This is a genomic window from Tenacibaculum sp. L6 (assembly GCF_028823685.1).
Lineage (GTDB): Bacteria > Bacteroidota > Bacteroidia > Flavobacteriales > Flavobacteriaceae > Polaribacter.
In genome coordinates this window covers 1-15,655 of the sequence record NZ_JAPEHZ010000051.1, presented here as the reverse complement: position 1 = coordinate 15,655, position 15,655 = coordinate 1, and the positions used below count along the sequence as shown (strand labels likewise).

The 15,655-nt window shown below is 33.4% G+C and carries 11 protein-coding genes and 3 tRNA genes; 9 read left to right on the top strand and 5 right to left on the bottom strand.

Features of this window, described 5'->3' with window-relative positions:
- Positions 1-288 precede the first annotated feature (288 nt).
- Positions 289-582, top strand: coding sequence for a hypothetical protein (locus OU788_RS09470; RefSeq protein ID WP_274634953.1), 294 nt, complete (start codon positions 289-291; stop codon positions 580-582).
- A 209-nt stretch (positions 583-791) separates the two neighbouring features.
- Here the strand turns inward: OU788_RS09470 and OU788_RS09465 are convergent, their stop codons facing one another.
- Positions 792-1,829 (bottom strand): methyltransferase, encoded by a 1,038-nt coding sequence (locus OU788_RS09465; protein WP_274634952.1) that lies wholly within the window; start codon positions 1,827-1,829, stop codon positions 792-794.
- A gap of 130 nt (positions 1,830-1,959) precedes the next feature.
- Positions 1,960-4,521, bottom strand: a complete 2,562-nt coding sequence (locus tag OU788_RS09460; protein ID WP_274634951.1) for an ATP-dependent Clp protease ATP-binding subunit — start codon at positions 4,519-4,521, stop codon at positions 1,960-1,962.
- A gap of 306 nt (positions 4,522-4,827) precedes the next feature.
- Here OU788_RS09460 and gyrA point away from each other — a divergent pair, with 306 nt between their 5' ends.
- Positions 4,828-7,329, top strand: a complete 2,502-nt coding sequence (gene gyrA, locus OU788_RS09455) for a DNA gyrase subunit A (RefSeq protein WP_274634950.1) — start codon at positions 4,828-4,830, stop codon at positions 7,327-7,329.
- Positions 7,330-7,347: 18 nt separating this feature from the next.
- The gene (locus tag OU788_RS09450) at positions 7,348-8,586 is read left to right on the top strand and encodes a tetratricopeptide repeat protein (RefSeq protein ID WP_274634949.1); all 1,239 of its coding nucleotides are present in this window, start codon (positions 7,348-7,350) and stop codon (positions 8,584-8,586) included.
- 82 nt (positions 8,587-8,668) lie between these two features.
- Here OU788_RS09450 and OU788_RS09445 read toward each other — a convergent pair whose 3' ends face one another.
- Genes OU788_RS09445 through OU788_RS09435 form a run of 3 tightly spaced genes read right to left on the bottom strand, consistent with a single transcriptional unit; the run spans position 8,669 to position 10,940 of the window.
- Positions 8,669-9,442: a C40 family peptidase gene (locus OU788_RS09445; RefSeq protein ID WP_274634948.1), complete on the bottom strand. Its 774-nt coding sequence runs from the start codon at positions 9,440-9,442 to the stop codon at positions 8,669-8,671.
- A gap of 17 nt (positions 9,443-9,459) precedes the next feature.
- Positions 9,460-9,738 carry a four helix bundle protein gene (locus tag OU788_RS09440; RefSeq protein WP_274634947.1) on the bottom strand — a complete coding sequence of 93 codons (279 nt, stop codon included), beginning with the start codon at positions 9,736-9,738 and terminating at the stop codon, positions 9,460-9,462.
- A gap of 26 nt (positions 9,739-9,764) precedes the next feature.
- Positions 9,765-10,940 carry an acetyl-CoA C-acyltransferase gene (locus OU788_RS09435; protein WP_274634946.1) on the bottom strand — a complete coding sequence of 392 codons (1,176 nt, stop codon included), beginning with the start codon at positions 10,938-10,940 and terminating at the stop codon, positions 9,765-9,767.
- Positions 10,941-11,101: 161 nt separating this feature from the next.
- Here OU788_RS09435 and OU788_RS09430 point away from each other — a divergent pair, with 161 nt between their 5' ends.
- From OU788_RS09430 to OU788_RS09405, 6 genes are all read left to right on the top strand, one after another.
- The gene (locus OU788_RS09430) at positions 11,102-13,144 is read left to right on the top strand and encodes an HD family phosphohydrolase (RefSeq protein WP_274634945.1); all 2,043 of its coding nucleotides are present in this window, start codon (positions 11,102-11,104) and stop codon (positions 13,142-13,144) included.
- A gap of 96 nt (positions 13,145-13,240) precedes the next feature.
- Positions 13,241-13,323: transfer RNA gene (locus OU788_RS09425), tRNA-Ser, on the top strand.
- Between the two features lie 25 nt (positions 13,324-13,348).
- Positions 13,349-13,423: transfer RNA gene (locus OU788_RS09420), tRNA-Pro, on the top strand.
- Positions 13,424-13,429: 6 nt separating this feature from the next.
- Positions 13,430-13,503: transfer RNA gene (locus OU788_RS09415), tRNA-Arg, on the top strand.
- 188 nt (positions 13,504-13,691) lie between these two features.
- Positions 13,692-14,894, top strand: coding sequence for a site-specific integrase (locus OU788_RS09410; protein ID WP_274634944.1), 1,203 nt, complete (start codon positions 13,692-13,694; stop codon positions 14,892-14,894).
- Positions 14,895-15,167: 273 nt separating this feature from the next.
- A partial coding sequence (locus OU788_RS09405; RefSeq protein WP_274634943.1) for a hypothetical protein occupies positions 15,168-15,655 on the top strand: 488 nt, incomplete at its 3' end.

Sequence of the window (15,655 nt, the reverse complement as noted above, 5' to 3'; positions counted from 1 at the left end):
TTGTAACAGAACTATAATTTTTATGAGCAATTAAGAATTTAGACTGAGGGTTGTTAAGTATTTCTTCTTGCTTTTCACAACTCCATAAAAATAAGGAAACCCCAAAGAGTAATACTCCAATTCTAAAAAGGTTAATGATTTTGTTTCTTTTGTTTTTCATGTCTGATAAATTTAAAGATTATTATTCAACTAATTGCAATTTTTAACGAGAGGCTTCTCAATATGAACCACAACGTATTTGTGTATGTGTAGTTGCGGGTATTTAAAAACAAATTAAACAAATAAGAAATGACGTATAATGACTTTATAGGTAGTATAGATAATAAACTTTATAACAAAATTAGGCAAAGTAAAAGTGATGCTGAATGCAGAAGGTATTTAAAAGAGCATCTACAAAAGCAGTTACATATACACGGTGTTGTAGATTGTAAAAACGATTTAGATGAACTATACATTGCTCATAACTGGCACAATGAACAAATGAAAGAAGTTGAGCCATTAAGCAGAGATTACTTCATACATTATGGAAGGCGTGAAGGTGTTAGAAATGCAATAGAAATAATTACAGGTGAAGAAATTTAGTTTTTATTATCTACAACTAGTTTATATACGTAATAAAATTACTATTACACGGCTTATCTAGAAGTATATGCGGAATTTTTAGCAATTTTATTCTTTTTCAATTTGAGAGCTAAATATATTAAAAAAACCTAAGTTGTTGCTTAGGTTTTTTATTTTTAGTGTTTTATAGGTTTTGGTTTGTTCTAGTATGAGATTTTTTAGTTTTAAAATTATTTAACGGCAATAATGGCGCTTGCAGGGCCTGTTAAATGCATCATTCTAGTGTTGTTAAAACCAGTTTCTTGTGCCCACTGCTTAAAATCTGAGAGCGTAAAATCGTACCCTTCATCGGTTTCAATTGCCATGTTTAACGACATCATTAAGCCAAAAGCATTTTTGTTTCGTTCATCATCAATAATATTTTCAATAATAATAAGTGATCCTCCTTCAGGTAAGGCGTTGTAGGCTTTTTTTATAAGCATTAATTTATCTTTTGTTCCCCAGTCGTGTAAAATGTTTCCCATAGTAATAACATCAGCTTTGGGTAATTCATCAGTAAAGAAATCACCTGAGCGAGTTTCTATTTGGTCGTTTAAACCAAAATGGGTTACATTTTCCTTAGCAATAGGTTCTACAGCAGGAAGATCGAAAGAAATACATTTTATATGTGGGTTGTTTTTTGCGATAAGTATAGATAGCGTTGCACCAGAGCCGCCAACATCACAAAGGGTGTCGTATTTAGAAAAATCAATATCACGAGCTAACTTCATAAAATTTCCTATCTGAACACCAGACATTCCATGTATAAATTCTCGGAGTCTGTTTTCATCGGCATAAATCGCTTCAAAGAGCGGTTTACCACCATTTTTTGTTTCATTCTGTGGTTTTCCGGTTACTAAAGCTTCTTCTAAATTGTTCCAAAAAGGATACAATCGGTTGTTAGACATTTCTAAAATACCACCGATGTAACTGGGTTTGTTTTTGTCTAAAAATAAGTTGGAGTCTTCAGAATTGCTATAAGTTGCATTTTCTTTTAATCCATCACGATTTAAAAAGCCCAAGGCAACCAAGGTATCAAGAAAGTCGAAAAGAGATCTGTCATGAAGATTGAGTTTCTCTTGGATTTCTTTTCCTGATAGTTCACCATTGGCTAAATGTGTAAACAACCCCATTTTAACAGCGGTAAGTAATGTTTTGGAAGCCCAAAATCCCATACCTACCTCCATAATTCTTGAGGGTGTAATTTGATTTTCAGTAGTAGAGTTCATAGTTTAGTAGTTATAGTTAATAATTTAGTTAAGCTCAATTATTAGGGATCAATCAAACTATTTTATGAATGAGGGAAAATCAAGGGAATAAAAAAATCCCAAGTACTTTAGTGCTCGGGATTTTTATTTTTTAATTGTCTTCGTCTATTTCTGTTCTAGACTCTTTAGGTTTTTCGCCTTTTTCTATTTTGATGAGTAGTTTTTGATTTTTCTCATCTAAATCCATGAAAATGGTGTCGCCTTCGTTTAGTTTGGAGTTTACAATCTCTTCAGCTAAAGCATCTTCAATATATTTTTGAATAGCTCTTTTTAAAGGACGTGCTCCATATTGTTTGTCAAAACCTTTATCGGCAATATAATCTTTAGCTTTCTCGCTTAAGTTTAGTTTGTAACCTAAATCGTCAATACGTTTTAGTAACTTATCTAATTCAATATCAATAATCTTATGAATGTCTTCACGCTCTAATGAGTTGAAGATGATAACATCATCAATACGGTTTAGGAATTCAGGTGCAAACGACTTTTTTAAAGCGTTTTCAATCACGCTGCGTGCATTCGCATCTTCTTGTTCCTTTTTAGAGGTAGTACCAAAACCAACACCACCACCAAAGTCTTTCAACTTACGAACACCGATGTTAGAAGTCATGATAATCACCGTGTTTCTAAAATCGATTTTACGACCTAAACTATCGGTAATATGTCCGTCATCTAACACTTGTAATAACATGTTGAACACATCTGGGTGTGCTTTTTCAATCTCATCTAATAAAATTACCGAGTAAGGCTTACGACGTACTTTTTCGGTTAACTGCCCACCTTCTTCGTAACCAACATATCCTGGAGGTGCACCAATTAAACGAGAAATCGCAAATTTTTCCATGTATTCACTCATGTCAATTCTAATAAGAGAATCTTCAGAGTCAAATAACTCACGAGCTAATACTTTTGCTAATTGCGTTTTACCAACACCAGTAGAACCTAAGAAAATAAACGAACCAATTGGTTTGTTCGGGTCTTTTAATCCTACACGGTTTCTTTGAATTGCTTTTACCACTTTAGTAACCGCTTCTTCTTGACCAATTACCTTACCTTTAATTAATTGAGGTAACTCTGCCAATCGACTACTTTCAGCTTCGGCAACACGATTTACAGGAATACCTGTCATCATCGATACTACTTCTGCAACATTATCTTCAGTAACCGTTTCACGGTGCATTTTAGAATCTTCTTCCCATTGATGTTGCGCAGATTCTAAGGCAGTTTCAATATTCTTTTCGTCATCACGAAGCTTAGCAGCTTCCTCATATTTTTGTCCGCTAACTGCTTTGGTTTTACGATCACGAATTTCTTCAAGTTTAGATTCTAGCTCTAAAATTTGTTGAGGAACTACGATGTTTGTAATATGAATTCTCGATCCAGCTTCATCCAACGCATCAATTGCCTTGTCTGGTAAGAAACGATCGGTCATATAACGGTTCGTTAATTTTACACAAGCTTCAATAGCTTCATCAGTAAAGGTAACATGATGATGTGCTTCATATTTCCCTTTGATGTTGTGTAAAATTTGAATGGTTTCTTCTACGGTAGTAGGATCAACAATTACCTTTTGAAAACGACGTTCTAAAGCTCCGTCTTTTTCAATATTTGTTCTGTATTCATCTAGAGTAGTGGCACCAATACATTGAATTTCTCCTCGTGCTAAAGCAGGCTTTAACATGTTAGATGCATCTAACGAACCTGTTGCTCCACCAGCACCAACAATTGTGTGAATTTCATCAATAAAAAGAATAATATCGTCGTTCTTTTCAAGCTCATTCATCAACGCTTTCATACGCTCTTCGAACTGACCACGGTACTTAGTTCCTGCAACTAAGCTAGCCAAGTCTAAAGAAACGATACGCTTGTCGAATAAAATTCGAGACACTTTTCTGTCAACAATACGCAACGCTAATCCTTCTGCAATGGCAGATTTACCAACTCCTGGTTCACCAATTAGCATTGGGTTGTTCTTTTTTCGTCTACTTAAAATTTGAGAAACGCGTTCTATTTCTTTTAAACGACCAACTACAGGGTCTAACTTACCTGCAATGGCTAAAGCTGTTAAATCACGCCCGAAATTGTCTAAAACAGGTGTTTTAGATTTCTTTACTTGCTTGCCTTTTTGAGGTTGTTGCCCATAAGGATTTGTTTTATCATCAGCAAAATCATCTTCAGAAGGCGTTTCACTTATAGGAGAGATGTACGTGTCGTCATCAACATGTAACTCTTTGTATAAGCTTTTTGCTTGCTCGTAATCTACATCATACTTTTGAAGTAGTTTTGTTGTAGGGTCATTTTCGTTACGTAAAATACATAACAATAAATGAGCCGTGTCAATAGCATTGCTTTGATATAATTTAGCTTCTAAAAACGTTGTTTTTATAGCTTTCTCTGCTTGTCTTGTAAGGTGTAAACTCTTTCTTTGAGAGTTTGCTATAGATGGGGTTGTAGGGTTTAACTTCTCTAATTTATTGCGAACTAAATCTAAGTCTACATCGAAAGTAGTTAATATTTCGATGGCTTTCCCGTCACCTTTCCTTATCAAACCTAACAATAGATGCTCTGTTCCGATAAAGTCATGACCTAGTCGTAAGGCCTCTTCTTTACTGAAAGTGATTACATCTCTTACTTGTGGTGAAAAATTATCGTCCATAAATTTATTTTCTGTCTTTGTAAAGTTAGTAAGTTTTTTTCTTAAAAATTACAAAAAAGGTGCCAATAGTTTTTAACTGACATTATGACGAGTAAAATAAGCATTTTTAATGTTTAAAACCCCTTTAAATTGTTAATAAGTATCTTAAAACAATAGGGATATTTTTTGTGTAAAACTGAGGGTTGTAGTATCTTGCAATGTTTTAGAAAATGCGACAAATAAAATTGCATTTTAAAAGTGAGTTTTATCGAGTGTAAAATTCACTTTTTTAACGAAAATAAATACTAATATTTTAAAAGAAAATATATGGCAGATGGCGAAAAGTTGATCCCTATCAACATTGAAGAGCAAATGAAGTCGGCATACATCGATTACTCAATGTCGGTGATAGTATCTAGAGCATTACCAGATGTAAGAGATGGTTTAAAACCAGTACACAGAAGAGTGTTGTTTGGAATGCATGAATTAGGAATTAAAGCTACAGGAGCATATAAGAAATCTGCAAGAGTTGTAGGAGAGGTGTTAGGTAAGTATCACCCACATGGAGATACTTCGGTGTACGACTCTATGGTGCGTATGGCACAAGACTGGAGTGTGCGTTACATGATGGTTGATGGACAAGGGAACTTTGGTTCGGTAGATGGTGATAGTCCAGCAGCAATGCGTTATACAGAGGTGCGTATGCAAAAGATATCAGAAGAAATGTTATCTGATATTGAAAAAGATACGGTAGATCATAAGTTAAACTTCGATGATACTTTACAAGAACCAACGGTTTTACCAACGCGTATTCCAAATTTATTAGTGAATGGAGCTTCTGGTATTGCAGTAGGTATGGCAACCAATATGGCGCCGCATAACTTAACAGAAGTTATCAATGGTACCGTTGCTTATATTGATAATCGTGATATCGAAATTGATGAGTTAATGCAACACATCAAAGCTCCTGATTTCCCTACAGGGGGAATTATCTACGGATATGACGGTGTAAGAGAAGCCTTCCATACAGGACGTGGTCGTATTGTAATGCGTGCAAAAGCTACGATTGAAGAGGTGAAAGGTCGTGAGTGTATCGTAGTAACAGAAATTCCTTACCAAGTAAATAAAGCAGAGATGATTAAGAAAACTGCTGACTTGGTAAACGAAAAGAAATTAGAAGGAATTGCGAGTATTCGTGATGAATCTGACCGTAAAGGTATGCGTGTAGTGTACGTGTTAAAGCGTGATGCAATTCCTAACATTGTTTTAAATAAGTTATTTAAATATACACAGTTACAAACTTCGTTTAGTGTAAACAATATTGCCCTAGTAAAAGGTCGTCCAGAGCAATTAAACTTAAAGCAATTAATTCATTACTTTGTTGAACACAGACATGAGGTAATTGTTCGTAGAACAGAGTTTGAATTAAAGAAAGCCGAGGCTCGTGCACATATTTTAGAAGGATTGATTATTGCTTCGGATAATATTGACGAAGTTATTGCAATTATCCGTGGTTCGTCAAATGCAGATGAAGCACGTGAAAAGTTAATGGAGCGTTTTGAGTTAACAGAAATTCAAGCGCGTGCCATTGTTGAAATGCGTTTACGTCAGTTAACAGGATTAGAACAAGATAAATTACGTTCTGAGTATGATGAGATCATTAAGACTATTGCAGATTTAAAAGATATTCTTGCTAATGAACCGAGACGTTACCAAATTATTAAAGATGAATTACTTCATATTAAAGAAAAATATGGTGATGATCGTCGTTCAGTAATTGAATACGCTGGAGGTGATATGCGTATTGAAGATATGATTCCTAACTCTAAGGTAGTAGTAACTATTTCACATGCAGGTTATGTGAAGCGTACAAACTTAGACGAATATAAAGTTCAGAATAGAGGTGGACGTGGGCAAAAAGGTGCAACTACTCGTAACGAAGATTTCTTAGAGCACTTATTTGTGGGTACAAATCACCAGTATATGTTGTTCTTCACTCAAAAAGGAAAAGTATTCTGGATGCGTGTGTACGAAGTGCCAGAAGGAGGTAAGAGTACCAAAGGTAGAGCAATTCAGAATTTAATCAACATTGAGCAAGACGATAAAGTAAAAGCATTCTTAGTAACAGGTGATTTAAAAGATGAAGACTATATCAACAGTCACTACGTGATCATGGCTACGAAACAAGGTCAGGTTAAGAAAACTCCTTTAGAGCAATATTCTCGTCCAAGAGCTAATGGTATCAACGCTATTACTATTAAGGAAGGAGATGAGTTATTAGAAGCGAAGTTAACTACCGGAGATAGCCAAGTAATGTTAGCGTTACAATCAGGAAAAGCGATTCGTTTTGAAGAAGAGAAAACGCGTCCGATGGGTAGAACAGCATCTGGAGTTCGTGGTATTACCTTAGCGCATGACAACGATGAGGTAATCGGTATGGTTGCTGTAGATGATGCTGAAAGTGATATCTTAGTAGTTTCTGAAAAAGGATATGGAAAACGTTCTAAGTTAGAAGATTATCGTATTACCAACCGTGGAGGTAAAGGTGTAAAAACATTGAATATCTCAGATAAAACTGGTAATTTAGTAGCAATCAAGAATGTAGATGATTCTAACGATTTAATGATTATTAACAAATCTGGGTTAACCATCCGTATGGCAGTAGAAGATTTACGTGTTATGGGACGTGCAACTCAAGGAGTTAAGTTGATTAACATTAAAGATAATGATGATATTGCAGCGGTTGCAAAAGTGATGCATGAAAAAGACGAAGAAGAAAATGGCATAGAAATTGAAAATGAATCAAACGAAAGTCAAGAACAACAATAAATAAATCATAACAAAAAAATGAAAAATCAATTTATAGCCCTTTCTTTAGGATTGATGTCGTTAGGGGCAGTGGCTCAAAAATCAGAATTAAAAGAAGCTGAAAAAGCAATTAAAAAACAAGATTTTACTACGGCATTAAGCACTCTTAAAACTATTGAAGGGTCTTTAATGATGAATGGTGAAGACAAGTACAAGTCTAAGTTTTACTTTTTAAAAGGTAAAGCATTAGCAGCACAAAAAGATTACAAAGGAGCAGCAGAATCTTTAAACGCTTTATTTGCAATGAATGAAAGCAAGTACGGAGATGAAGCTCGTCCTATCTTAAATCAAATGATTCAAGAAGTATCAAACAAAGCTGTTGATTTCTATAACAATAAGAAAGATTACAAAAATGCAGCTGAGAATTTTTACTTAACCTACCTTTTAAGTCCTGCAGATACTTCTTTTGCTTACAACGCAGCAGTTTCAGCTACACAAGCTAAAGATTATGATAAAGCTATTGAGTACTACAGAGAGTTACAAAAAATAGGGTACACAGGAATCGAAAAAGAATTCGTTGCTACAGATAAGGCTTCAGGAAAAGTAGAAAGTTTTGGTAATGACAAGGCAAGAAGAGATTTAATGGTAAAATCAGGAGGTTACCTTAAGCCAGATGTAAGATCTTCAGAGTCAAAAACAGCAACCATAGTTAAAAACGTAGCTTTAATTTTAAAAGAGCAAGGAAAAACAGAAGAGGCAATTGCAGCTTTTAAAGATGCTCGTGCATCTAACCCTAAAGATCTTAATTTAATTTTAAACGAAGCTCAATTATATGTTGAGATGGGTAAAATGGATAAGTTTGGTGAATTGATGAGCGAAGCAGTAGCTTTAGATCCTGAAAATCCAACATTATACTATAACTTAGGGGTAGTAAACTTCAATCAAGGTAGAATGGAAGATGCTAAGAAGTACTACGAAAAAACAATTGAGTTAAAGCCAGATCATGCAGATGCTTATATGAACTTAGCTGTAGTAATTTTAGATCAAGAAAAAGCGATTGTTGAGGAAATGAACAAGAACTTATCTAACTTTAAAAAGTATGACGAGTTAGCAGCTAAACAAAAAGAAGTTTACAAAGAAGCAGTTCCGTTTTTAGAAAAGGCAGATAGCTTAAACAGAAGTGTTGATACAGTTAAAACTTTAATGAATTTATATGAAGTTTTAGAAATGAGTGATAAAGCTTCTGAATACAGAGAGTTATACAAATCTATGCAATAAATAATTGTTGTAAGACATAAAAAAAGCGGAACTAAATTTAGTTCCGCGTGCTTTTTTATTATGATAAAAAGTTGAAAAATGTTTAGTCAACTAAACGTTTAATAACTCTTAGTTTATGCGTGTGTTGATGGGTGTCAACATTGTAAATACCACTATGATCCAATTTATCAATACGAACTTTTCCGTGGGCGTGAATAATGTTATAATCATTCATGATAATTCCAACATGGGTGATAACACCCTCTTCATTATCAAAAAAAGCTAAATCCCCTGGCTCACTCTCTTCTATAAAGCTTAATACTTCACCTTGAGTGGCTTGTTGTTTAGCGTCTCTAAGAAGGTTATATCCACATAATTTATATACGGTTTGTGTAAACCCAGAACAATCGATTCCAAAAGGGGATTTTCCTCCCCATAAATAAGGAACATTTAAAAATAAAAAAGCGGTTTCTACAATAGTAGGTTTTTCTAATTTATTACCACAAACTTTACCATCGTAAAAAAACGAAGTGTTGTTAATGTTAATTTTATTTTCCTTGAATAATGGAAGACGAGCTCCCATAGGAATTGTTGTTAGATTACTATTGTTATCCGTAATAAAATCAATTAACTCACCAGCATACTGCTTTTTTTCTTTTGATAGAAGTGCATGTGTTTCTTCTGAAATTTCTTCGTATTGTTTGTTGTCGATATATCCTTCGTAGCTATCAAAATCTAAACGAATTTTACTCCATTTTTTTGACTTTTCTATAACTTCAAAGTGTTCACCAAAAAGAACCTGACTAACCATTTCCGAAGCATCAGAAGGTTCTAATCGAAGAGGAACAATACTTAAATTACAAATTCCGTAAGACATTGATGGGTTTCTATTGATTATTTATTATTGTTTATTTGAGTGGAAATTGTTTTTCTTGAAGCGACAAAAATAGAAGTCAATTCTTTAGCTTCTTCAATAACAATACTTAATTTAGCTACAAAAGAACGTTTAGATTGTCCTAAACAAGCAGCTCGGTAATTACTACCAACAGATGTTGAAGCTCTAACTAATTGTCCTTTTATGTGATTTCCAAGGTAAGTATTCGGTAATGAAAGAGCAACGTCTACAGCTGTGTGTGCAAATAATCTTGTTCGTTCTAAAAGTTGCTCTTTCATTAATAATTAGTAAATATAATTAAAAACTATACTCTTTCAATTACCATTGCGCTAGCACCACCACCACCGTTACAAATACCAGCAGCACCAATTTTAGCGTTGTTTTGTTTTAAAATTGAAGTTAAAGCAATGATAATTCTAGCTCCAGAAACTCCTAATGGATGTCCTAACGAAACAGCTCCACCATTTACATTTACTTGATCAGCTGATAGTCCTAAGATTTTCATATTTGCTAAACCAACTACAGAGAATGCTTCATTTAATTCGAAATAATCAACATCTTCAATAGCAACTCCAGCTTTAGCTAAAGCTTTAGGTAGTGCTTTTGCAGGAGCGGTAGTAAACCATTTTGGTTCGTGAGCAGCATCTGCATATCCTCTAATTTTAGCTAATGGAGTTAATCCTAACTCAGTAGCTTTGTCAGCAGACATTAATATTAAGGCAGCTCCACCATCATTAATAGTTGATGCGTTTGCAGCAGTTACGGTTCCTTCTTTAGTAAAAGCAGGACGTAAAGCAGGGATTTTATCCATTTTTACGTTTTTGTATTCTTCATCTTCAGAAAAAATGATTGGCTCACCACGACGTTGAGGTATTTCTACAGGAACGATTTCATCTGCAAATTTCCCTTCGCTCCAAGCTTTAGCAGAACGGTTGTATGATTCAACAGCAAAAGCATCTTGATCTTCTCTAGAAAATTCATATTCAACAGCACACTCATCAGCACAAACTCCCATAGCTACTTGCTCGTAAGCATCAACTAATCCGTCTTTTTGCATTCCATCTTCCATCTTAATAGGTCCGAATTTAGAACCTGTTCTAGCGTGTTGGTAATGAGGAATCATACTCATGTTTTCCATACCACCAGCAACAACGATTTCAGCATCACCTAAAGCGATGGTTTGCGCAGCTAACATGATAGATTTCATTCCTGAAGAACAAACTTTGTTTACAGTAGTACAAGGTACAGTATCAGGAATTCCAGCAAAAATAGCAGCTTGACGCGCTGGTGCTTGACCTAAACCTGCCGAAACTACATTTCCCATAAAAACTTCTTCAACCATTTCTGGTTTTAAGTTAATTTTATCTAAAGCTCCTTTAATAGCTACCGCACCTAACTTCGGTGCTGGTATAGTTGATAAGGATCCTAAAAAACTACCAATCGGAGTTCTAGCTACTGATACTATTACTACTTCTTTCATCTGTTATATTGTTAATTGTATTCTTTTTGATAAACCTTTTAAAGGGTAGGTTTATTGTATTGAATATGTTGTATTAAGATTTGCTTTGCGAAAATAACCATTTTATAGTAAGTACTCAAATAATAGAGAAAGGTTATATTTACATTTTATAAATATCTAAAATGAACGATTTAATCAATAGGTTATATAAAAACAATACGATAATTTACAAAGTGTTATTGTTTTTAATAACAGTAATAGCTATTGTGTATTTATTTCCGAAAGGAGGGCAGTTTAAGTACGATTTTCCACAAGGTAAACCTTGGCAGTATGATAATTTATACGCTCCTTTTGATTTTGCTATTCAAAAAACTCCTGAAGAAATTGCAACAGAGAAAAAGGAAATTGAATCAAATTCAAAAAAATATTTCGAAGTTGATACTTCTGTAAAAAATGACGTGCTAAATTCTTTTTCAAAAGATATAAACTCATTAGATTCACTATCAACCTATACTATAAGGGATTTAGTTAAAGAAGGAGAGAGGATTATCGATAAGATTTATACCTATGGTTTTTTAGATGATGCAAGTAATGATAAAGCTCGTATAAATGATATCGTAGTTTTAAGAAAAGGAAATTCGATAGACGATGTTCCATTCTCAAAATTGATACAATCTAAGGAAATATTAAAGTTTTTACGGGTAAATACAGAAGCGTTTCCGTATTACAAACAAAGAATACTCATAAACTACTTATCGAGCAATTTAAAACCGAACGTAACGTATGATTATAAGTTTAGCGAGAAAGAATTAAATGAGCTCTTAAAAAACATTTCTTATGCAAAAGGAAAAGTATCAAAAGGAGAATTAATTATTTTAAAAGGAGATATCGTTGAAGGAAGAAAATTCAATGTTTTAAAATCGTACGAAGTAGCTTCTAGTTCTCTCATTTGGACAAAATCTAATTACAACTGGATTGTTTTCGGTTATACCATTTTGGTGGCATTTGCGCTTTTGATGTTATTGCTTTTTTTAGAAAAATACAGACTTGAAATTTTTAATGACAACAATAAAGTAACGTTTATTTTCTTCAATGTCTTTTTGATGATTTTGGTACAAACCATGGTGGTAAAGTACAATTCAGATTATTTGTATGTTGTTCCGCTAAGTATTTTGCCAATTGTTTTAAAAGCTTTTTTTGATGCACGTTTAGGGTTGTTTACACACGTGCTTACTGTGTTGTTACTTGGGTTCATAGTGCCTAACAGTTTTGAGTTTATTTACTTACACATTATTGCAGGAATAGTAACCATTTTAACTGTATCAGAACTTTATAAACGAGCGAGTTTATTTATGTCAATAGGACAAATTACGTTGATTTATATGCTTACTTATTTTGCGTTTTCTATTCTGAAAGAAGGAAATGCAGATAAAATAAATTGGGAGTATTTCGGGTTATTTGCTGCTAATGGATTGTTGTCGTTTTTAGCGGTATTCTTCATTTATTTTTATGAAAAACTCTTCGGATTGGTTTCTGATGTCACATTATTAGAGTTGTCTAATACAAATTCTAAGTTATTGAGAGATTTAAATGAAAAAGCTCCAGGAACCTTTCAGCATTCTATGCAAGTAGCAAACTTAGCTGAGGCAGCAGCGAATGAAATAGGAGCAAACTCGATGTTAGTGCGTACAGGAGCTTTATATCACGATATAGGAAAGATGGTGAATCCGATGTACTTTACCGAAAATCAATCAACAGGGGTGAATCCGCATAACGATTTGTTACCAGTAGATAGTGCTCGTATTATTTTAGATCATGTAATTAACGGAATAGAAATAGCAAAAAAGAACAAGTTACCAGATAGAATCATTGATTTTATTCGAACACACCACGGAACAAGTGTTACGTATTACTTTTATAAAATGGAGTTAGAGAACAACCCTGAAGTTGATATTAAGAAGTTTCAATATCAAGGACCGATTCCTTTTTCTAAAGAAACGGCTATTTTAATGATGTGTGATGCTGCTGAGGCGGCTTCTAAGAGCTTAAAAAATCCAACCGCACAATCTATAGATCAGTTAATAGATAGGATAGTTGACAAGCAAAAAAACGATAATCAGTTCATAAATTCGGATATTACGTTTAGAGAAATAGAAAAAATAAAAAAAATTATAAAGAATAAGTTGATGAATATCTATCACTTACGTGTTGAGTATCCAGAATAGCGATTTTTTTTCGAGAAAAAGTTTGTAGAAACGTATTTATAGTTATACATTTGCACTCGCAATTTTTAATTCACGCTTCGGCACAGAATTAAGGAAGGAGAGGTGGCAGAGTGGTAATGCAGCAGCCTGCTAAGCTGTCATCGTTTTTCGATGCCCGGGTTCGAATCCCGGTCTCTCCGCAAAAAAAATTGTAGATGACCCAATCGGGGTGTAGCGTAGCCCGGTCATCGCGCCTGCTTTGGGAGCAGGAGGTCGCAGGTTCGAATCCTGCCACCCCGACATACTGGTCGCGTAGCTCAGTTGGATAGAGCATCTGCCTTCTAAGCAGACGGTCACAGGTTCGAATCCTGTCGCGATCACATAAAGCCTTACTAGAAATAGTAAGGTTTTTTTGTTTTTGTAGGTTTTATAGTACTTGTAGCTTATTTTGACTATTTACACTTCACTTGCTGTTTTTTTATAATTCCCCCTTTTGTAACCTTTTGAGGTATACAATAAGGTACCCATTTTACTTTCTGAGGTACCCATTTTTATAAATTTTAAAACAATGAATAATAATAAGATACATATACTTTTCCTCATACAGAGAAATAAGGTTAATAAAAGAGGAGGTACTCCATTGAGGTGTAGGATAACTTACAATAAACATAGAAAGGATTTCTCTTTAGGATTATTTATTAACCCTAATTATTGGGATAGTAAGAAGCAAAAGCTTTTAGACAGAGCTGAAAATTCAAAAATTGTCAATACACAATTAAGCCTTATTAGTCAGAAGATTAATGAGGCTTTTTTATTGCTCCAACTTCAACAAGGTAATTTTGATGTAGATGATATTTATAGCCAGTATAAAGGAGAGAATATTAGAACTGAAAAAACACTCTTGGAATTATATGATTTACATAATAATGCAACAAAAGCACTTATAGGAGTAGATTTTAACGAAACGTCTTGGGGTAGGTATGTAGAGAATAAACGTAAAATAGCTGAGTTTATAAAGTATAAATATAAGAGATCTGACATTAAGTTAAATCAGCTTGAATTGAAGTTTATAAAGGATTTAGAGTATTATTTTAAAACCCAAAAGAAATTAAGTCAAGCTACTATTAATAGGAGTTTACAGCGTCTAAAAAAGATTGTTCAGTTTGGTATTGCAGAGAATTATTTAGATAATAATCCATTTGTTTTATATAAACCTACTAAACATAAATTGAAGCTTATTTACCTTACACCAGAAGAACTTAAAATTCTAGAAAAGCATTGCTTTAAACAAATTAAATTACAGCAAGTTAAAGATTTATTTGTGTTTTGTTGTTATACAGGATTAGCTTATCAAGAAATGTCCGCTTTGTCTAAAAAAGATATAAAACTTGATTTTAAAGGTAATAAGTGGATTGAAATGTATAGAAAGAAGACATCTTCAAAAATATCTGTACCAATACTGCCTGTTGCTGAAAGAATTTTAAAGAAGTATGATGAAAATTTACCTAAAATTAGCAATCAACGGTTTAATTCTTACCTGAAAGAAATAGCAGATGTTTTAGGGTTAGATAAAAAGCTTACTCATCATGTTGCAAGGAAAACTTTTGCTACAACTGTGTTGTTATATAACGGAATACCGATGGAAGTGGTTTCTGAGTTATTAGGACATTCAAGATTACAGGTAACGCAAGAGCATTATGCAAAAGTTGTAAAAACTAAAGTTGGAAATGAGATGAATAGACTAGCTAAAAAATTAAATGAAAATGATTAGATTTGTGTAGGTAATAAAATTACCAAGAAAATATAATATAGGTGTTTACTTATAACAAGCTCCTTGTACAGAAATCCGCCAAATTTCAATAATAACCATAGGAGCAGTACAATAAGTAGATGCACACTCAATTCGGGTGTGTTATCTCTGTGCTGTTTAGTTTGGTTAAGGTTCTTGGCGGAGCCTCTGTACTGCTAAATAAGTAGGAGAGCACACCTTTTTTTGTAGTATTAACTCCTACATGCTTCTCCGTAGAGGTAAATTATAATAACTATGGAAAAGATTTTTTACTTCATTTTTTTATTAACCATTGGTACAAGTGCTCAAGTGAAGAATAAAATTGAAGGTTTGATAATTGAATCACCTTGTGAATTGTTTTATACTAGAAACATTGGTGATAAGAATAATTACAGCTGTAACTATGAAAAAAACGGTTATCTTATTAATTATTCAGTCTTAGTGTCTAATGTTTATAACGAAACTAAAGCATTTAATAAACAAGAAGAAAAACAGTATCATGAAGCTTTTCTTAACGAAGCTAAACTTAATGCAGAAAGGAATAAGGAAAGAACCAAATACATTAGTTTTAATGGTAAAAAAGCTTTAGTCATTGAAGCTTATTTGAATTATTCAGATGTAAAGTTAAAAAACACTTTAATAGTGTTTTTTTACAAAAAGAAAAACTTTATTGCAAATATAGTTTCTAATGATTTTGAAAAATCAAATTTAAATAGTCTTTTAAGTAGTATTAAATTAAAATA